24 protein-coding genes and 1 tRNA gene are annotated in these 18,438 nt (G+C 74.7%); 4 read left to right on the top strand and 21 right to left on the bottom strand.

Translation table 11 applies throughout. The features are described from left to right. Positions 1–2 precede the first annotated feature (2 nt). The 13 genes from ABZ452_RS23120 to ABZ452_RS23060 form a co-directional block, all read right to left on the bottom strand. On the bottom strand, positions 3–392 hold the full coding sequence (locus ABZ452_RS23120) for a group 1 truncated hemoglobin (protein ID WP_355055689.1): 390 nt from the start codon (positions 390–392) through the stop codon (positions 3–5). Between the two features lie 460 nt (positions 393–852). After that, a complete protein-coding gene (locus ABZ452_RS23115; protein WP_357946415.1) occupies positions 853–1,431 on the bottom strand; it encodes a MerR family transcriptional regulator in 579 nt (192 codons plus the stop codon). Positions 1,432–1,639: 208 nt separating this feature from the next. Continuing rightward, a complete protein-coding gene (locus tag ABZ452_RS23110; RefSeq protein ID WP_355352396.1) occupies positions 1,640–2,104 on the bottom strand; it encodes a bifunctional nuclease family protein in 465 nt (154 codons plus the stop codon). Between the two features lie 213 nt (positions 2,105–2,317). After that, the gene (locus ABZ452_RS23105; protein ID WP_357946412.1) at positions 2,318–3,022 is read right to left on the bottom strand and encodes a MerR family transcriptional regulator; all 705 of its coding nucleotides are present in this window, start codon (positions 3,020–3,022) and stop codon (positions 2,318–2,320) included. A 68-nt stretch (positions 3,023–3,090) separates the two neighbouring features. Beyond that, on the bottom strand, positions 3,091–3,540 hold the full coding sequence (locus tag ABZ452_RS23100; protein ID WP_046570336.1) for an FHA domain-containing protein: 450 nt from the start codon (positions 3,538–3,540) through the stop codon (positions 3,091–3,093). Positions 3,541–3,757: 217 nt separating this feature from the next. Continuing rightward, a complete protein-coding gene (gcvH, locus tag ABZ452_RS23095) occupies positions 3,758–4,138 on the bottom strand; it encodes a glycine cleavage system protein GcvH (protein WP_262284244.1) in 381 nt (126 codons plus the stop codon). A gap of 56 nt (positions 4,139–4,194) precedes the next feature. Beyond that, on the bottom strand, positions 4,195–5,139 hold the full coding sequence (locus tag ABZ452_RS23090; RefSeq protein ID WP_357946407.1) for a DUF881 domain-containing protein: 945 nt from the start codon (positions 5,137–5,139) through the stop codon (positions 4,195–4,197). 10 nt (positions 5,140–5,149) lie between these two features. Beyond that, on the bottom strand, positions 5,150–5,482 hold the full coding sequence (locus ABZ452_RS23085) for a small basic family protein (RefSeq protein WP_007071104.1): 333 nt from the start codon (positions 5,480–5,482) through the stop codon (positions 5,150–5,152). Further along, a complete protein-coding gene (locus ABZ452_RS23080; RefSeq protein ID WP_357946405.1) occupies positions 5,479–6,429 on the bottom strand; it encodes a DUF881 domain-containing protein in 951 nt (316 codons plus the stop codon). The genes ABZ452_RS23085 and ABZ452_RS23080 overlap by 4 nt, the downstream gene beginning before the upstream one ends. Next, a complete protein-coding gene (locus ABZ452_RS23075) occupies positions 6,426–7,001 on the bottom strand; it encodes a CDP-alcohol phosphatidyltransferase family protein (RefSeq protein ID WP_357946403.1) in 576 nt (191 codons plus the stop codon). Before ABZ452_RS23075 ends, ABZ452_RS23080 begins: the two co-directional genes overlap by 4 nt. Before the next feature lie 371 nt (positions 7,002–7,372). Continuing rightward, complete coding sequence (locus ABZ452_RS23070; protein WP_357946399.1) at positions 7,373–7,843, bottom strand: MarR family transcriptional regulator; 471 nt, start codon at positions 7,841–7,843, stop codon at positions 7,373–7,375. Between the two features lie 46 nt (positions 7,844–7,889). Continuing rightward, positions 7,890–9,080 carry a PP2C family protein-serine/threonine phosphatase gene (locus ABZ452_RS23065; protein WP_357946396.1) on the bottom strand — a complete coding sequence of 397 codons (1,191 nt, stop codon included), beginning with the start codon at positions 9,078–9,080 and terminating at the stop codon, positions 7,890–7,892. A 124-nt stretch (positions 9,081–9,204) separates the two neighbouring features. Beyond that, positions 9,205–9,951, bottom strand: coding sequence for an SAM-dependent methyltransferase (locus tag ABZ452_RS23060; protein ID WP_357946393.1), 747 nt, complete (start codon positions 9,949–9,951; stop codon positions 9,205–9,207). Positions 9,952–10,079: 128 nt separating this feature from the next. On the opposite strand from ABZ452_RS23060, the gene ABZ452_RS23055 reads away from it, so the two are divergent. The 3 genes from ABZ452_RS23055 (at position 10,080) to ABZ452_RS23045 (ending at position 11,705) form a co-directional block, all read left to right on the top strand. Next, positions 10,080–10,961: a universal stress protein gene (locus tag ABZ452_RS23055; protein WP_357946390.1), complete on the top strand. Its 882-nt coding sequence runs from the start codon at positions 10,080–10,082 to the stop codon at positions 10,959–10,961. 64 nt (positions 10,962–11,025) lie between these two features. Then, positions 11,026–11,235 carry a phosphatidylethanolamine-binding protein gene (locus ABZ452_RS23050; RefSeq protein ID WP_357946388.1) on the top strand — a complete coding sequence of 70 codons (210 nt, stop codon included), beginning with the start codon at positions 11,026–11,028 and terminating at the stop codon, positions 11,233–11,235. Continuing rightward, positions 11,232–11,705 (top strand): hypothetical protein, encoded by a 474-nt coding sequence (locus ABZ452_RS23045; RefSeq protein WP_357946385.1) that lies wholly within the window; start codon positions 11,232–11,234, stop codon positions 11,703–11,705. Before ABZ452_RS23050 ends, ABZ452_RS23045 begins: the two co-directional genes overlap by 4 nt. On the opposite strand, the gene ABZ452_RS23040 is transcribed toward ABZ452_RS23045, so the two are convergent. Continuing rightward, entirely contained in the window at positions 11,706–11,924 is a 219-nt protein-coding gene (locus ABZ452_RS23040) for a hypothetical protein (protein ID WP_357946382.1), read from the bottom strand. Positions 11,925–12,052: 128 nt separating this feature from the next. Between ABZ452_RS23040 and ABZ452_RS23035 the strand changes: the two genes are divergently transcribed. Further along, on the top strand, positions 12,053–12,706 hold the full coding sequence (locus ABZ452_RS23035) for a hypothetical protein (protein WP_357946379.1): 654 nt from the start codon (positions 12,053–12,055) through the stop codon (positions 12,704–12,706). Positions 12,707–12,718: 12 nt separating this feature from the next. Here ABZ452_RS23035 and ABZ452_RS23030 read toward each other — a convergent pair whose 3' ends face one another. From ABZ452_RS23030 to ABZ452_RS23000, 7 genes are all read right to left on the bottom strand, one after another. Then, the gene (locus tag ABZ452_RS23030; RefSeq protein ID WP_355352512.1) at positions 12,719–12,904 is read right to left on the bottom strand and encodes a hypothetical protein; all 186 of its coding nucleotides are present in this window, start codon (positions 12,902–12,904) and stop codon (positions 12,719–12,721) included. Positions 12,905–12,973: 69 nt separating this feature from the next. Then, entirely contained in the window at positions 12,974–14,251 is a 1,278-nt protein-coding gene (locus ABZ452_RS23025) for a hemolysin family protein (RefSeq protein ID WP_357946377.1), read from the bottom strand. Beyond that, the gene (locus ABZ452_RS23020) at positions 14,251–14,448 is read right to left on the bottom strand and encodes a hypothetical protein (RefSeq protein WP_091258094.1); all 198 of its coding nucleotides are present in this window, start codon (positions 14,446–14,448) and stop codon (positions 14,251–14,253) included. Before ABZ452_RS23020 ends, ABZ452_RS23025 begins: the two co-directional genes overlap by 1 nt. 45 nt (positions 14,449–14,493) lie before the next feature. Beyond that, entirely contained in the window at positions 14,494–15,195 is a 702-nt protein-coding gene (locus ABZ452_RS23015; RefSeq protein WP_357946375.1) for a hypothetical protein, read from the bottom strand. Between the two features lie 29 nt (positions 15,196–15,224). Further along, complete coding sequence (gene selB / locus ABZ452_RS23010; RefSeq protein ID WP_357946372.1) at positions 15,225–16,988, bottom strand: selenocysteine-specific translation elongation factor; 1,764 nt, start codon at positions 16,986–16,988, stop codon at positions 15,225–15,227. Positions 16,989–16,990: 2 nt separating this feature from the next. Next, the gene (gene selA, locus ABZ452_RS23005) at positions 16,991–18,283 is read right to left on the bottom strand and encodes an L-seryl-tRNA(Sec) selenium transferase (protein WP_357946370.1); all 1,293 of its coding nucleotides are present in this window, start codon (positions 18,281–18,283) and stop codon (positions 16,991–16,993) included. Positions 18,284–18,304: 21 nt separating this feature from the next. Then, positions 18,305–18,400 (bottom strand) — tRNA-Sec (locus ABZ452_RS23000). Positions 18,401–18,438 lie beyond the last annotated feature (38 nt).

Here is an 18,438-nt window from a genome sequence, read left to right as displayed (position 1 = left end):
GCTCAGGCGTTCCCCGACGACACGACCTGGTCCTGGACCTGACCCAGCACGACGTGCACGTCGGCGATCACGTCGGCCGGCACCCCCAGCTCGACCAGCGTCGCGGTCAGGTGCTCGCCGACCTTCACGTAGTGCGCCACGGGGATGTTCAGCGGCTGGTGCGCCTCGGCCAGGCCGCGGCCCGCGTACTCGTTCGGGCCGCCGAGGACCACGGCGAGCATCAGCGCCAGGTGCCGCCGCTGCTCGGGCATGTTCACGTCGGTGAAGTAGCCGGCCAGGTCTGGGTCGGCCAGCACCTTGTCGTAGAACAGCTCCACCGCGGCCTTCACCGCGGCGGCGCCGCCGATGCGCTCGTAGTGGGAGATCGGGGTGGTCTCTTCGGTCACCGTCATGGTGGTTCCTTCCGGGAGGGGGGCAACGCGACCAGCGCCGCGGAGGGGCAGCCCGCACGCGTCGCACCGGCTCCACCGAACGGCCACGCGCAAGCGACCGTGTCGGACCATAGCGTGCCCGCCGAAACGGTTCAGCCCTGCCCTATCGGATTCCCGACATCCGTCGATCACGGACAGTCAACATCCCCGGCGAATCGCTCGCGGGACGCGAGCGCACCGCCACGCTGGGTGGATGTCACCTCCACCGCATCCCGTGGACGGTCCCTTTCGGACAGCCCCGGCCGGCCCTCCAGCGAGGTGCCGTTTCCGCACGTCACCGTCGCCCCACCCGGCCGGCGGCCGTGCTCACCCGGGAACCGGCGCACCCGGCCGACCGGCCGACACGCCCTGTGATCGAAAAAGGGACCACGCCGTACCCGTTTTGGGCGTGGCGTGGCCCCGAAGACCCGTGACGGGCGACTCAGCCCGCGCGGCGGCGCGCACGCCGCGCCGCCAACTCGTCACCCACCGACTCGGACTCCGCCTCCACCGGCGGCGCCGCCGGCTCCGGCTGCCCACCCACCGGCTCCGCCGGCAGATGCGACAGCGAACCCTGGATCTCCTTGAACGCGCCACCGATCGCGATGCCGAACACCCCCTGGCCGCCCTGCAACAGGTCGACGACCTCCTCCGGCGACCGGCACTCGTACACCGTCGTCCCGTCCGAGATCAACGTGATGCCCGCCAGATCCTCCACCCCGCGCGACCGCAACGCGTCGATGGCCTTCCGGATGTTCTGCAACGACACCCCGGCGTCCAACAGCCGCTTCACGACCTTCAACACCACCAGGTCGCGGAAGGAGTACAACCGGGACGTCCCCGAACCGGACGCGTCCCGCACGCTCGGCACCACCAGACCCGTCCGGGCCCAGTAGTCCAACTGCCGGTAACTGATGCCGACGGCGTGACACGCGGTCACACCCCGGTAGCCCACGTCACCGTCAATGACCGGGTCGGGCAGCTGCTCCGTAGTCGGACCAGGATCTCGCGGCTCGTGCATCCGGACAACCTCCCCGCCCGTGCGGTGCCACGCCGTCTCCCCGTGCGCGCACCCCTCGACACCGCAACCCTAGCGCCGGCACCGGACGTTGACCCGCAGGAGACACCGCGACACGCCGCACCGCCACCGGAAGATCACCGACGGCGGCCAGCCGTCACCCACCGTGACAACCGCCGCCGCACCGGAACCGGCCCACCGGCCGGCCACCTCAGCCCGCGAAATCCTCCGGACGCACCTGCTCCAGGAACTCCCGGAACTTCTCCACCTCGTCCTCCTGCTCGTCCGGGATCACGATCCCCGCCTCGGAGAGGACCTGCTCGGCACAACGAATCGGCGCACCGACCCGCAACGCCAACGCGATCGAATCGCTCGGCCGCGCCGACACCCGAACGCCGTCACCGATCAACAGATCGGCGTAGAAGACGTTCTCCTTCAACTCGGTGATCTCCACCGCGTGCAACGGCGCCTGCAACGCCGCCAGCACATCCCGCAACAGATCGTGCGTCAACGGCCGCGCCGGCTTCACACCCTGCTGCTCGTAGGCGATCGCCGTCGCCTCGACCGCGCCGATCCAGATCGGCAGATAGCGGTCCCCCTCGACCTCCCGCAGCAGGACGATCGGCTGGTTGCTGGGCAGCTCCACCCGAACTCCGACCACGCTCAGCTCGCGCACCGCCGCCTCCGTGTCGTTGTCACCTACGCCCGCACCGCGCCCTTCCCTGCACGGTACACGGACCGCGACACGGGAGTCCCATCCGCTACGTGCACCACGCCTCGCCGCAACGGGTTACCCCGGCAAGCCTACGACACGCTTCCCGGAACAGATCTTTCCGCGCCCACGCACGACGAAGGCCGGGCGCCCCCACGACACCCGGCCCCCACCACCTCACCGACCCAACGTCGACCGCAGCCCCACCCGCACCAACGCCGCGTGCAACTGCTGCGACAACGCCACCAACTCCCGCGCCGTCTCCGCCGCCCGCGCCCGCGCCGCCGGATCCGACTGCCGCGCCAGCGGCGCCACCAACTGCGCGAACAGACCGACCTCCCGGTCCGCCGCCGTCCGGTACGCCCGCAGGTGCCGCGGCTCCAAGCCGTACGCCGCCAGACCCGCCACCGCCCGCGCGATGATCAACGCGTCCGCGTCGTACCAGCCCGGCGGATCCGACACCAGCACACCGAGCCGCTCCAACTCGGCCAACGTCGACTCGTCGACACCGCTGCGCGAGATCAGCTCCGCCCGACCCAGCCGCATCTCCGACGACGACTCGGCGGGCTCCGCCGCATCCCGACCCGGCACCTCACCACCGGGACCCACCGCCACCAGATTCGGCCGCTGCCGCCCCGGCGCCGCACCCGACGAATCCCACTCCGCCAACTGGTCCCGGATCACCCGCAACGGCAGGTACTGGTCCCGCTGCGCGGTCAACACGAACCGCAACCGCGCCACGTCGTCCCAGCTGAACTTCCGGTACCCCGCCGGCGTCCGCTCCGGCTCCACCAGGCCCTCGGCCTCCAGGAACCGCAACTTCGAGATCGTGACGTCCGGAAACTCCACCCGCAACTGCGCCAGCACCTCGCCGATGCTCATCAGCGGCATCGCGGATGAGCGCGGCGGATCGTTCGCCGCCCCGGGCGACGTCGAAGCCGCAGGCCCGTTCACCCCCGGCCGGCCTCCTCCGGACGCGGACCGGCGATGAACACCACCCGGAACTTGCCGATCTGCACCTCGTCGCCGTTGCTCAGCGTCGCCGCCTCGACCCGCTCCCGGTTCACGTACGTGCCGTTCAGGCTGCCCACGTCCCGCACCGTGAACGTGCCACCGTCCCGGTGGAACTCCGCGTGCCGCCGCGACACCGTCACGTCGTCGAGGAAGATGTCACTGTCCGGGTGCCGGCCGCTCGTCGTCACATCGTGGTCCAACAGGAACCGGGCGCCCGCGTTCGGACCCCGGCGAACCACCAGCAACGCCATCCCGGGCGGCAACGAGCCGGACATGCGGCTCGGCACCACATCGGTGTCCGGACCCTCCAGCACTTCGTCGAGCGAACCGAGATTGAGCGTCGAAGTGACGTCGAGCGGGGGGAACTCGTCGTCTGGGCGCGTCATGGGGACCACCTCACGGATCTGTTTCGGTCGGCGTCGGGCAATGGCGGGTCTGGCCGCCGGGCATACCCACACCCGGCGGCTGGCTCCCCGTGCCGGGAAGGCGCATTCCGCAACGCTCAAACTATTGGTTCTCGGTCAACTGGGCGAGCCTAGCCAGCGCCGAAAAACAGGGCAACCGGACGCGCGGACACGAGCCCGCCGCCCGGAACGCACGAACTCAGCTCTCGGTGAGCTCGCGGTACGCACCAGCGGTCAACAAACCCTCGACCGCGGCCGGATCATCCGGAGTGATCTCCACCAACCACCCCGCACCGTACGGATCCGTGTTGATCACCTCAGGGGTGTCGGCCAACGCCTCGTTGCGCGCCGCCACCGTGCCGCTCAACGGCGCGTAGATCTCCGACACGCTCTTCGTCGACTCGATCTCACCCAGCGACTCACCCGCCGCCACCACCGCGCCCTCGTCCGGCAACTGGACGAACACGATGTCACCCAGGGCGTCCTGCGCGAAGTGCGTGATGCCGATCCGGACGGCGCCGCCGTCCCCACCAGCCACCCACTCGTGCTCGGCGGTGTACCGCAGATCCTCAGGAATCACCAGCTGCGTCCTTCGTCATCGGTGCACCGGGGGGAAACCGGCGCGGCCGCGACCGGTCAGGAGACCGGCCGGGCGTGTTCCAGCTTGATCGGCGCGTGCAGCTGCGAAACCTCCACAGCCTCACTGTCCTCCGGCGTCACGTTACCGCCGTCCTCCTCCACCGATGCGACCACCCCGCCGGGAATGTTCAACGCCGTACGCAGCGTCGGCGGATCACCGATGACCAAGATCACGAACGGGCCGCTCAACCGCCGCCCGTCCACCACCAGACCACCACCCGGCCCATCCACGAAATACGTCGACGCGATGATCCGCACCGCCGTACCGTCCGAGCCCGCGATCTGCATGGCCTCCGCGCCCGCACCCCGCAACTCCTGCACCGCGTCCAGGATCCGCGCCGCCGAGACCGCCTTGTCCGGACCCGCGAACCGCACCGACAGACCCGGCCCCACCGCCGGCAACGTGCCCGCCAGGATGCCCAGCTCGTCCGCCCGCCGCGTCGCCTCCTCCAGCGCCGCCTGCCGACCCTGCTCACCCGACCGCAACTGCCGCTGGCTCTCCTCCAACGCCTCGATGTCCTGCCGCAGCCGCCGCTCCCGCGAATCCAGATCCGACGAGATCCGAACCAGGTCCTCCTCCCGCGTCGCCGCGAGGGTCGGATCCGTCGACGTCGTCTTCAACTGCACCACAAGGGTGAAACCCAGCAACGCCAGCAACACCGCGATCATCGCGCCCGCCGACGTCAACCGCCGCGACACCGGCACCGGCTTCGCCTCCGCCGCACCACCGTCGGCGGCCGCGACCTCGCTCGACGCCCCCGGCTCCTCCGCCGGCGACGGCACGTCCTCCTGCTCCACCGGTCCGGCCGGCGCCAACGGGCTCAACTCGTCCGGATCCGGCGCGTCCGGGCGCGGATCCGGCTCACCGGCCGGCCCCGCCGGCCGCTCCGGCTCCGCCGGCTGCGGCCAACCCGTGCCCGTCTCCCTGTGCTCCTCGCTCATCGCCACAAACCTACGCCCGGAACAGGTGCCGGCGGATCGCCGCCACGTTTCCGAAGATGCGCACCCCGAGCACGACCACCACACCGGTGGACAACTGACCGCCCACCCCCAACTGGTCACCCAGGTACACGATCAGACCCGCCACCAGCACGTTCGAGATGAACGACACCACGAACTGCTTGTCGTCGAAGATCCGGTCCAGCTTCGCCCGCACCCCGCCGAACACGGCGTCGAGCGCCGCCACCACGGCGATCGGCAGGTACGGCTGCAACGCCGCGGGCACCGTGGGATCCAGATACACCCCGAGCACCACACCGGCGAGCAACGCCAGCACCGCGATCATCGGCCACCTCCGGAGGGGCTGGAAGAGGTCTCCGGACCGGACGGCCCGGGACGTGCCGAACCGGCGACACCCGAACCCGACGGGCTCGGACTCACCGAAGGCTCGGCGTAGCGTAGCCGTGGCTCCGGAGCCGCCGGCAGGGTGAGGTTGTCCGCGTTCTTCACTCCGAACGTCAACCCGTTCGTCCGCGCCACGTAACGCATCAGCTCCGCCGCCTCACTGCCGTCGAACCGCTTCCGCATCGAGCCCGGCCCGATCGCCGACACCTCGTACGGACCCGTCACCGGCCGGTAGTCCACCAGGATCGCCTCTCCCGCCTGGCGGATCGTCGACGTCGCCGTCAACCGCTGCCCGTTGATGGCCACCGCCTCCGCGCCCGCCGCCCACAGCGCGTTCGCCACCTTCTGCAGGTCGGAGTACAACACCCGCGAGGGCCCCGCGTCCGCACCGGTCACCGCGTCCTGATCCCGCGGCGCGTCCGCCAGGCGCACCACCACACCGTCACCGCGCACCCGGCCCAGGCCCGTGCCCGCCTCCAGGTTGCGCAGCCGCGACGCCTGCGACCCGCTCAACGCCGCGTCCCGCTGCCGGCCGACCTCCTCGCGCAGCTGGTCCGCCCGCGCGGTCAACCGGTCCGTCTCGGCCTCCCGCTGCTTGATCTCGGCGATCAGCCCGGCCCGCGCCTTCGCCCGGCCCGGCTCCTCCGCCATCGTCTCCCGGTAGGCCACCGCGAACAGGAACCCGATCACCAACAGCACCACCACGCTCACCGGCCGCGCCAGCACCCGCCGCAGCCGTGACGGCGGCACGGTGGCGCGCCGGGCCGCCGCGTCGCCGTAACCCGGATCGAGGGGGTTGCGGAACAGGTCGGTGAGGAAGTCCGGCGCGTACACCCGCGCCGACGGGTCGCGGTCGCGGTCGCCGTCGCCCGGCCGCGCCACCGTCATGCCGCCGCTCCCGCGCGCCGCGCCCGGACCAGGCGGGCGGCCTGCACCACGTACATCGCGCCGGCCACCCAGTAGAGCACCAGGCCCCACCAGGCCAACCCCCACCCGATCGCGCCCGCCGCGGTGGCGACGCTCTCGGCGGCGGACGCCAGCAGCAGGATCGGGAACGCGGCCAGCAGGAGGAACGTGGCGGTCTTGCCCACGTAGTGCACCGGCGGCGGGCCGTAGCCGTAGCGGCGCAGCACACCCAGCGAGCCGAGCAGCAGCAGCTCGCGGGCCAGCAGCGCGCCGGTGAACTGCCACGGCACGATCTCGCGTGCGGTGAACGCCAGCAGCGTGGCCAGGATGTAGAGCCGGTCGGCGAGCGGGTCGAGCAGCTCGCCCAACCGGCTGACCTGGTGGAGGCGGCGCGCGATCCAGCCGTCCACCCAGTCGCTGGTGCCGCCGATCGCCAGCACCACGATGGCGGCCACGTCGGCCTTGACCACCAGGAACAGGTAGAGGAAGAGCGGGACACCGACGAGCCGGACGAAGCTGATCAGGTTCGGCAGGGTGAGGACACGGTCCCCCACGACCTCCGCCGCACCGCCGGTAGCCGGGTGCTCCGATGGAGCCGGCCGACGCGACACCGAACCTCCCTTCGCAGCACGGTCCGGCGGCCGAGTGAACGACCGCCGCGGGAACGTGCGCGTTGCCGGCCGGTCAGACGCCGGCGCCCTCTGCGATCCCGGGCTGGGACCTCCCCCTCGCGGCCCAGGATCGCGTCGATCATGGGCCGGCCAGTTGCGCTGCCACTATATCGGGCTCCCCCGGCCCGCTCCGGGCCCCGCGCCGCGCTGGTGCTCAGCTCCGCGGTGTGTGCGGCGCCACACCACCGCTAGGGCATCCTAGGATACTAGCTGAATGCGGTGGGCGCGCCGAGGCGGGCTGGGCCCGGGTGGGGTCAGGCGGTGCGGGCCGTGGAGTCGGCGGCGGCCTGCGGAGTGCTCATCGACGCGGCCTGACCGAACGCCAACAACGCCAGCAGCAGCTCGTGCTGCACCCGGTTGGGCATGCGGTCCAGCACCGCCTGGACCGCATGGTGCCGCCGCTCCGTGAGCTCCCGCAGCAGGGTCTCCGCCGCGGCGGTGGGGATCAGGCGCACCTCGCGCCGGTCCCGTGGGTCGGCCGCCCGGCGCAGCAGGCCGACGGCCTCCAGCCGGTCACAGAGCCGGCTCGCCGAGGAGGGCACCACGTCGAGCAGCTCGGCCAGCCGGTTCACGTTCGTGCGCGGGTGCGCCATGATCAGCGACAGCACCCGCAGCTGGGTCGGCGAGACGCCGACGGCGTGCCGGGAGGTGGCGGAGTCGAGCACACCGATGAGCGCCTCGGCCGCCGCATCGATGGCCGCGGCAAGATTCGGAGGTCGCTCCACCCGGTGTCCCCTGCGATCGTCCCGCTCGTGTTCCCCCGCCGGTCCGTCACCGCCCGCCGACGTCGCCGTCCGGCGGGCGGGAACCGCGCCAGTCCAGGCAAACGACGACCGCGTCGTCGCGGAGGTCCGCGTCGGCGTGGTACGCGTGCAGTTCGCGCATCACCGTACCAACTGCCTCGGTCGCCGGCTGCAGCCGAGTGGACCGCATGGCGCGCGCCATGGCCCGGTCCCCGTACGGCTCCAGGCCGGCCGGCTCGGCCGCGTAGACCCCGTCGCTGACCACGAAGAGCCGGTCCCCCGGCTCCACGGCGAACTCCTGCACGTCGTAGCGGGTCTCGGCGAACATGCCCAGCGGCAGTTGCTGCTCCAGTGCGATCGGCGTGACGGTCCCGCCGCGCAGGCGCAGCACGTGCGGCGAGCCGGCGTCCACGGCCCGCACCACGCCCCGCCGGTTGTCCAGCTCCAGCAGCAGCGTGGCCACGTGCCGGCTCCCCCGGTGCTGGTAGAAGATGGTGTCCGACGCCAGCTCGGCCTGCTCCACCAGGCTGCCGCCGGAGCGTCGCGCGTTGCGCATCGCGTTGACGGTCACCGCCGTGAGCAGCGCGGCGGCCAGCCCGTTGCCGGCGCCGTTGAGCACCGTGACGGTGAGCCGGTCGCCGTCGACCGACCAGTCGAAGTGGTCCCCGCCCACCGTGTACGCCGGTTCGAGCTGCCCGGCCAGCACGTAGTCGCCGTGCGTGACGCTGCGCCCGGGCAGCAGGTCCCACTGCATCTCGGCGGCCATGGTGAGCCGTTCCCGGCGGCGCGCGCGCCGGTAGCGGTCGGTCTCCCGGTCCGCCGCCCGCAGCGCCACCGCCAGTTCGCCCGCGGCGTCCCGGGCCGCCTCCACCGTGGCGGAGTCCGGTGCGGCCGGCAGCTCGACCATCAGCACACCCAGCCGCTCCCCCCACGCCGACAGCGGCAGGTAGGCCCGGCACCGGCCGTTCTCGGCGATGTCCAGCACCGGCTGCTGGCTGCTGAAGCAGCGCTGCGCGACGCCCTGGCAGGCGAGGAAGCCGCCCTCGGGCAGCTCCGGGTCCAGTACCGGCCAGAGGCCGGTGAACCGGTAGTCGGCGACGAACACCTCGGTCCGCGACGCGTCGAGCACCCGGCGGAGCGCCGCGTCGGCGGCCTCCGCCAACTGGTCGGGGGGCGCGGCGCGCAGGGCGCGCGACACCGCTCCGGACGCGTCCGGCATGCTGACATCCTCCGATGGCGACTATTGCTGTAGGGCAAGCATCATACGGAGGCGCGCCGACACCGGTACGCGCCGGCTCCGACCTGCGCCTGTCGCGGCGCCGATCGCGGGCGGACGGCTCGCCTCAGTCGGCCGGCTTGACCGCCAGCGCGCCGTAGAACGCGTCCGGCACCGGCTCCGGGACGCCGGCCGGCCGCCATTGCGCCACCGGCACGATACCGTCGGCCGTCGGCTGCCAGCGGCCCAGCAGCGGCCCGAACCGCGCGGGCGCCCGCATCCGGAACGCCGGCCCCATCATGGCCAGTGCCTCCGGATACGCCGCGAGCTCCTCGCCGTCGAAGTCGATCGCCAGGAAGCTGCCCGGCGCGACCGCCTCGTACAGCTCGTCGAGGGTGCGGGCGAGCGTGTCGTCGTCGAGGAACGCGGCCAGCCCGAGGAAGACCACCCCGACCGGTCTCCTCCCCCACCCCGGCACGAACCGGTGCAGCTGGGCCGGATCGACGGTGCCGATGTCGGTGGCGTCGCCGTAGCCGTAGCCGGCGCGGTCGCTGTCGGCCAGCAGGCGCTGGCCCAGCCGGACCGTCACCGGGTCCACGTCCGTGTAGAGCACGGTGGCGTCCGGGGCCACCTCGTGCACGTTCCCGCAGGTGGGCACGCCCGCCCCGAAGACCAGGAAGTTGTCCACCCCGGCGTCGGCGATCGCCCGGACCGCCCGGCCGAGGAAGTCGCGCAGCGAACGGAAGATCTCCGCGCACGGCCCGTACGCGCCCTCGAAGGCGCCGGCCGCGGCCACGTCGACCGGATGGTGGTGCGCGCCCCCGAGCCAGTGGTCGATCATGCGGGCGGTGCTCGGCTGGTCGGGCTCGGCCATCGAAGAGGCTCCCTTTCTCCGGCGACGGTCGCCAGCGTACCCACGGGTCGGCTCGCGCGGTATCGCCTCGGCGACGCCCCGGCTGCCGCGATACTGGCCGCGGGCGCCGACGGCGAGGAGGGCACGGCGTGAACTCGGCTAACGGCGCGGCGGTGGTGGTCGGTGTGGACGGTTCGGAGCCGTCGCGCCGGGCCGTGCGGCTGGCGGCGCAGGAGGCGGCCCGGCGACAGCGGCCGCTGCGGGTGGTGCACGGCTTCATCTGGCCGCTGCTGCGCGTACCCGTGTCGGCGCCGGCGGGGGCACCACCCGGCGGCGGCCTGCGGCACCAGGCCGAGGAGCTGGTCGCCGCGGCGGTCGCCGCGGCCGGGTCGGCCGCGCCCGGGCTGCGGGTCTCCGGCGAGATCATCGACGGGGAGGCCGCGGCGGTGCTGCTCGGCGAGTCCCCGGCCGCCACGATGATCGTGCTGGGCGACCGCGGCCTGGGCGGTTTCGCCTCCCTGGTGGTCGGCTCGGTCGCGATCCAGGTCGCCTCCTACGCCGACTGCCCGGTGCTGGTGGCCCGCGGCACGGCACGCCCGACCGGCCCCGTGGTGGTCGGGGTGGACGGCTCCACACTGTCCCGCGCCGCGGTGGACTTCGCCGCCGAGGAGGCCGCGCTCCGGGACACCCGGCTGCACACCGTGCACGCCTACACCCACCCGGCCTCCGCCGGGCCCGGCGACATGCAACCCCTGGTGTACGAGGAGAGCGAGCTGCGCGGCGAGGAGGACCGGGTGCTGGCCGACTCGCTGACCGGCCTGGCCGAGCGCCGGCCCGACGTGCCGGTCACCCGGGCCGTGGTGCACGCGCGGCCGGCCGCCGCGCTCGTCGACGCGTCCCGCGAGGCCCAGCTGCTGGTCGTCGGCCGGCGGGGCCGGGGCGAGCTGACCGGCCTGCTGCTCGGCTCGGTGAGCCAGGCGGTCCTGCACCGCGCCGACTGTCCGGTGGCGGTCGTCCGCGCCCCCGACTGAACGGTTGGCCGGGGCCCCGGCGGGTAGACCGTACGGTCAGCCACAGCGACCGGAGGAGGCAGCGATGCCAGGACCACGGCCGGGGAGCAACGCGTACGACAAGGAACGCGCGCGGCTGCGCGATCTCATCGAGCAGTCCGGGCGGGCCGCCGACCAGGAGGCGAACCAGGTCGCGAACCGGACCCTCCAGGACGACCGCGGCCAGCGGGGCATCGTACGGGGCGAACGGACGTTCGGGCCCAAGGGCGAGCGCGAACCGGGCGACCCGAAGTGAGGGCCGCTCCCGTGGTCGACGGCGCCATTGCGGGCGCCGTCGGCAGCGCCGCGTTGAACGTCGTCAGCTTCCTGGACATGGCGCTGCGCGGACGCCCCGCGAGCAGCACACCCGAGCAGACCGCCGGCAAGCTGGCCGACGCGGCCCACGTGGACCTCGGGCCCGGGGAGAAGGCGGCGAACCGCCGCTCCGGCCTCGGGCCCGTCATCGGCTACGGCACGGGCATCGCCGCCGGCGCGCTGTTCGGCGTGCTGGCCGCCCGCCGCCGGGTCCCGCTGCCGCTGGCCGTGGGGATGCTCGGCGGCGGGGTGATGGCCACGTCCGACGGTTCGCTGGCCGCGCTGCGCATCAGCGACCCGCGGACGTGGAGCAGCAAGGACTGGCTGTCGGACGTGGTGCCCCACCTAGCGTACGGAGCGGCGGCCGCAGCCACCTGGCGGAGGCTGCGGCCGGCGTCACGGCAGGGTTGATCAGCCGTGCCGGTCGCTCTCGTCGTCGGCCACCGGCTCGCCGGCCGGGCCGTACGGCGACACCTGTCCCTTCGGTACCGGCCGCCCCACGTCCGCGTTCGAGCTGCCGCCCTTGCCGTGCGGCCCCCTGCTCCCGGCCTGGGGAATGAGTTCCCGGCTGTCCTGGCTGGTCGCGCCCTTGTCGTTGCGGCGCAGTTCCTCCTGCTGCGGCTTGACCACAGGTCTCTCCTTCCGGTGGCGGCGCACGGCGTGGGCCGCGCACGTGAGCTGGGTACCCGCCGCCACCGGGCGCATTCCGGCTGGGCGCCGGGGCGTCTGGCCCGGCACCGGGTGGGTATCCCCACCGGATGCCAGACGATCGGAACGTGGCGCGGGCGCTGCTGGACCGGCAGTCCCGGACCTACGCGGAGGAGGCCGGGATCGGCCTCGCCGACCGGCCCGGCCCGCTCTACCAGCTGCTCGTGCTCACCACGCTGCTGAGCACCCGGATCCGGGCGTGCGTGGCGATCGCCGCGGCCCGCGAGCTGTTCACGGCCGGCTGGCGCACCCCGCAGGCCATGGAGGCGGCGAGCTGGCAGGACCGCGTCGACGCGCTCGGCCGGGGTCACTACCGCCGCTACGACGAGCGGACCGCCACCATGCTCGGCACCGGAGCCCGGCTCTGCCTCGACCGGTGGCACGGTGACCTGCGCCGGATGCACAAGGAGGCCGACGGTGACCGGACCGTGCTGCGCCGGCTGCTCACCGAGTTCCCCGGCATCGGCCCGACCGGCGCGGACATCTTCCTCCGCGAGGCACAGGCCGTCTGGCCGGACCTGCGCCCGTACGCCGACCGGCGGACCCTGGCCGGTGCGCGCCGGCTGGGCCTGCCGGCCAACCCCGGCGGCCTGGCCGGGCTGGTCGGCGAGGCCGACTTCGGGCGGCTGGCGTCGGCGCTGGTGCGGGTGGCCCTCGGCGAGGAGTCGGCCGGCGAGATCAGCCGGACCGCCGCGGCCCGCTGAGCCGGCCGGGCCTCACTTGGCGGGGCCGGGCTTCGTCAGGTTCCAGGCGAGCGCCGAGGCGAGCAGGGCCAGCAGCACCACGCCGCCGGAGATGCCGCCGCCCTCCCCGCCGCTGCTGCGGTGCCCGGTGGCACCGAAATAGATCACGGCCAGCCCGGCGAGCACGGTGATGAACGTCCGCAGTCCTCGGTCCTTCACGTTCGAGACGGTACGGCTGCCCGGCGCCCCGAAAGGGCCGTTTCGCGTGCTTGTCCCCCGGTCGGGTGGTCACTCCGCCCGGCAGCCGGCGGCCGGACCGCGCAGGCGCACCCGGCGGATCGACCGGCCGGACACCTCGACCACCTCGACGGTGAGCCCGGGCAGCCGGATCCGCTCCCCCGGCCCGGCGGGCAGGTGGCCCAGCCCGGCCAGGACCAGCCCGGCCACGGTGGTGTACTCCCGGGTCAGCGGAAAGGTCAGCTGCACGCCGGCGTCGGGCAGGTCGTGCAACGGGAAGTCGCCGGGGAGCAGCAGGGCGCCGTCCGGCTCCCGTACCGCCTCCCGCACGTCCCGGTCGGTCTCGTCGTACAGCTCGCCGACCACCTCCTCGAGCAGGTCCTCCATGGTGACCAGGCCGTCCACGCCGCCGTACTCGTCGATCACCAGGGCGAGCTGCTCGTGACGCTGGCGCAGGTGCCGCATGGCGTCGGCGACCGGCAGCGTGCCGGGCAGCAGCACCGGTGGCCGGGCGCGCTCCCCGACGCCGGCGCCGTCGGCGTCGACCAGGTCGCGGATGTGCACCACGCCGCACACGTCGTCCAGCCCGCCGGGGCCGGTCACGGGCGCCCGGGAGCGGCCGGTGGCGGCCAGCCGCCGCATGGCGTCCGCCGCGGTCAGCTCCGCCGGCAGGAACGTCACGTCGCGGCGGGCCACCAGGATCTCCCGCAGGGTACGGCCGGCGATGTCGAACGCCCCGGACAGGATCTCCCGCTGCTGCGCGGAGAGGCCGCGCTGGCTGACCAGCATCTCCCGCAGCTCCTCCTCGGTCACCTCCTGCCGGTTGGCGCGGGGATCGCCGCCGGCCAGCCGGACCAGCACGTCGGTGGCCCGGCTGAGCAGCCACACCGCCGGGCGGGACACCCGGGCGAGCAGCTCCAGCGGTACGGCGCTGAGCAGCGCCCAGCGTTCCGCCGACTGCATGGCCAGCCGCTTCGGGGCCAGCTCGCCGACGACCAGCGTCACGAAGGTCAGCAGAATCGTCACCAGCACCACGGCCACCGGGCGGGCGGCCCGGCCGAGGAAGCCCAGCGGGCCGACCAGCGGCTCCGACAGCGACACGGCGGCGGCCGCCGAGGCGAGGAACCCGGCCAGGGTGATGCCGAGCTGGATGGTGGCCAGGTAGCGGTTCGGCTCCCGCGCCAGCCGGGTCAACCGCGCCCCGGTGCGCCCCGAGCGCCCCAGCCGCCGCAGCTGCGCCTCGCGCAGCGTCACGATGGCCATCTCGCTGCCGGACAGCGCCGCGTTGACCAGCACCAGGACCAGCACCAGGGCGAGCTGGCCGGCCATCAGTCGGTCTCCAGGTCGTCCAGGGAGATCGCGTGGGTCATCAGCCACCGGGCGAGGGCGCCCATCCCGAACAGCCACAGCGGCGCCGACTCGGTGGTGCCGTTCGTGGCGAAGATGGCGAACCGCAGGTCCGGTGCCCGGTACGCCTCGATGCGCCACCGGTGGTTCCTGTCCCGCCAGACCGCGGAGGGGTCCATGGCGTCACCGTAGGTGACCGGGCCGGGCGGCCGGTGCCGCTTGGCTCACCCGCCCGGGACCACGTACCCGCCGAACAGGGCGGCGAGGGCGGTCACCGCGATCGACAGGAGGATCCCGCCGAGCAGCAGCCCGCCGAGGCCGGCCCAACCCGAGCGGCGCGGCCGGGCTGCCGGCACGTCGCCCCGCCAGCGTTCCCGGTGCAGCCAGGCCAGCACGCCGAGACCGAACGGCAGCAGGCCGATCCAGAACCAGAACCAGCGGGTACCGGCCACCGGCGGCGGCCCGGCGACCAGCATGAGCAGCCAGCCGACGCCGATCGTCAGGGCCAGCATCCCGGCCGCGTTCGCCTGCGCGTCGGCGAGGGTGTCGCCGCCGTGGGTGGTGGCGTCCCGGGCGCGCGGATCGGCCAGCGGATCCACGCCACTCTCCGGGTCCTGCGCGGGCACACTCGCGTGGCGGATCTGGCCGTCCGGGCGGGTCCACACGAGCATCCAGCCGCCCTCGGCGTAGCGGGGCTCCGGGCGCCGGCCCCAGCCGCCGCCGGTCTGCCACCCGTCGGCCCGGGCCATCGTGACGACCCGGCCCGCGGCGAGGTCCCACTCCAGCTCCGCCTCGTCGGCGCCGCGGGGCGCCGTCCACCATGCCAGGGCGGCCCAGATCAGCCAGCACAGCACCACCGCGAGGGGAAGCGCCCGGCGGCGCAGCCACGACCGGTCGGCCAGGGCGGCGCGGAGCGGGACGATCATGCGGTCACCCTCGCATCCCGGCGCAACGCTCACCCGCCCGGGTGGACCACCTCGCGGGCGTCGTCGGGCAGCCGCCGCGTGGCGCCCCGCCGGTCCAGCAGTTCCAGCAGCGGCACCGCCACGCGGCGGGTGGTGTCGAGGGCCTGCCGGGCGGCGCTGAGCGTGAACGGCTGCGGCAGCCCGGCGAGCACCCGCACCGCGTCGTCCAGGGCGCCGGGCAGCAGCACCACGTTGTCGGCGAGCTTCAGCAGGGCGCCCGCGCGCACGGCCGCCCCGATCTCGCGGGGGCCGAGGCCGAGGTCGGCGAGACGGTGGGCCTCGGGGGCCTGGAACGGGCGGTCGCCGTACTCGGCGCGCACCCGGGCCACCGCCCGGGCCACCGGTTCCGGCAGCGCGTCGCCGGGTGCGGCGGTCACCCGGCCGGCGCGCAGCCGCAGCGGCGGGCGCAGCAGCGCCTCCACCAGCGCCCGGTCCGGCAGGTCGAGGCGGTGCCGCAGCACGTCGACCGGCACGCCGGCCGCCAGGGGCTGCTCGCGGGCGTACCGGGCGACCTCCTCGACGAGCCGGCGGCCCAGCTCCCGCCAGTGGTCGGGGTCGGCCAGCCAGTCCCCGGCGACCGGGGCGGCGCCGGCCGGCACACCCATCCGGGTCAGCTCACCGGCGCGGACCAGGCTCCGCCGGCGCAACTCCCCGGCCAGGTCGGGCCGGCCGTCCAGCCCCGCCAGCACCGCGGCCCGGGCGGCGGCCGCGCCCCGGCGGCGCAGCGGCGGCGGGTCCACGTCCAGCACCGTCACCCCGCCGCTCACGTGGTGCCGGCCCGGGTCGCGCAGCAGCGCCCGGTCGCCGATCAGCAGCGGCAGCGGGCGGGCCAACCGGAGCCGGACGGTGTCCGGGCCGAGCGGGCGGACCCGGGCGGGCACCGCGGCCGAGCCGGCGTGCAGGGTGAGGGTGGGCGGCAGGTCGGCGGCCGGATCACCGGCGAGCCGGACGTCGAGCAGGTCGGTGCCGCGGAACCGGCCGGGGCTGAGCAGGGCGTCGCCGCGGGCCACCCGGTCGCGGGGCAGCCCGCGCAGGTTCACCGCCACCCGGGCCACCGCGTCGACCTCGACGTGGGCGGTGTTCAGCGCGTGCAGGCCACGGACCCGGACCGGTTCCCCGGTGGCGGCGAGTTCGAGGGTGTCGCCGACGCGCAGCCGGCCGCCGCCGAGGGTGCCGGTGACCACCGTGCCGCTGCCCCGGACGGTGAACGAGCGGTCCACCCAGAGCCGGACCGGGGCGTCGCGGGCCGGGTCGGGCAGCCGGGCGACCAGCCGGTCCAGCGCGGCCCGCAGCTCGGGCAGGCCCGCGCCGGTGACCCCGCTGACCGGCAACGCCTCCACGTCGCCGAGCGAGGTCGCGGCGATCTCCGCGCGGGCCCGGGCCAGCGCCGGGCCCGGGTCGGCCAGGTCGGCGCGCGTCACCGCGAGCAGCCCGTACGACACCCCGAGCGCGTCCAGCGCGGCCAGGTGCTCCGCGGACTGCGGCATCCAGCCCTCGTCGGCGCCGACCACGATCAGCGCCGCCGGTGCCGGCCCGACACCGGCCAGCATGTTCGGCACGAAGCGCTCGTGCCCGGGCACGTCGACGAACGCGATGGTGCCGCCGGAGGGCAGGGTGGTCCAGGCGAAGCCCAGGTCGATCGTCATGCCCCGGCGGCGTTCCTCCGCCCACCGGTCGGGTTCCATCCCGGTCAGCGCCCGGACCAGCGTGGACTTGCCGTGGTCGACGTGCCCGGCGGTGGCCACCACCCACACGGTCAGGCCCCGATCCGCAGGATCGCCGCGCGCACGTCGGGGTCCGCGGCGGCGGGCACGCAGCGCAGGTCGAGCAGGAGCCGGCCGTGCAGCACCCGGCCGAGGATCGGCGGCACGCCGGTGCGCAGCGGCTCGGCGTACCGCTCGGGCAGGCTCAGCGCCCACGAGTCGAGTTCGATCCCGGGGGCGCCGCCGCCGCCGACCACCGCGGCGCTGGGCACCACCTCGGCCTTGCAGCCGTCCTCGCCGAGCCGGTCGCGGAGCCGCTCGGTGCGGGCGCGCAGCGCGCCCGGCTCGGCGTGCAGGGCCTCCCGGGTCGGGTTGGTCGGCGCGTGCAGGGTGGCGGCGAGCGCGGCCAGGGTCAGCTTGTCGACCCGCAGCGCCCGGGCGAGGGGGTGCCGGCGCAGCCGCTCGACCAGGTCCGCCGCGCCGAGCAGCAGACCGGCCTGCGGCCCGCCGAGCAGCTTGTCGCCGCTGGCGGTGACCAGGTGCGCGCCGGCGCGCAGCGTGGTCGCGGCGTCCGGCTCGTCGGGCAGCAGCGGGTCGGGGGCGAGCAGCCCGGAGCCGATGTCGGCGACCACCGGCACGCCCAGGGTGGCCAGCTCGGCGACCGGCACGGCCGACGTGAAGCCGGTGACCCGGAAGTTCGACGGGTGCACCTTGAGGACGAACCCGGTGCGCGGGCCGACGGCGGCGGCGTAGTCCGCGAGGGCGGTGCGGTTGGTGGTGCCCACCTCGCGCAGCCGGGCGCCGGTGCTCTCCAGCAGGTCGGGCAGGCGGAACCCGTCGCCGATCTCGACGAGTTCGCCGCGGCTGACCACGATCTCCCGGTCCGCGGCGAGCGCGGTGGCGGCCAGCACCAGGGCGGCCGCGCCGTTGTTGACCACATGCACGGCCGCCGCGTCGGGCACCGCGGCGGCGAGCGCGTCGAGCGCCTCCCGGCCGCGCCGGGCCCGCCGCCCGGTACGCAGGTCCAGTTCCACGTCGGTGTGCCCGGCGGCGGCCACCAGGGCGTCGACGGCGGAGGCCGCCAGCGGGGCCCGGCCCAGGTTGGTGTGCAGGACGACGCCGGTGGCGTTGAGCACCGCCCGGGGCGCCGGCGCGGGCAGGTCGGCCAGCGCCGCGTCGCGTACCTGCTCGGGGGTGAGCTCACCCGCGCGGGCCCGCCGCTGCGCCCGGACGATGGCGGCCTTGACCCGGTCGCGGCCGAGCGTGCCGGCCGCGGCGGCCAGCGCCGCGTCGGCGAGCAGCGCGTCGGTGCGCGGCACCCGCCGCCGCGGGTCGACGTCACGCATCGGGTCTCCCAGGGGACAGCTTGGCGGAGACGGACGGGAATCGAACCCGCCTGGCCCGGGTCCCGGACCACTCCGGTTTTGAAGACCGGGAGGGGCACCAGCCGCCTGAACGCCTCCACCCAGCACCTAACCACATGTGATCTCCGGCCGCCTGC

Origin of the sequence: Micromonospora sp. NPDC005707 (assembly GCF_040631005.1) — a bacterium.
Lineage (GTDB): Bacteria > Actinomycetota > Actinomycetes > Mycobacteriales > Micromonosporaceae > Micromonospora.
Note: the sequence above shows the minus strand (reverse complement) of the source record. Positions and strands in the feature narration are given on the sequence as shown.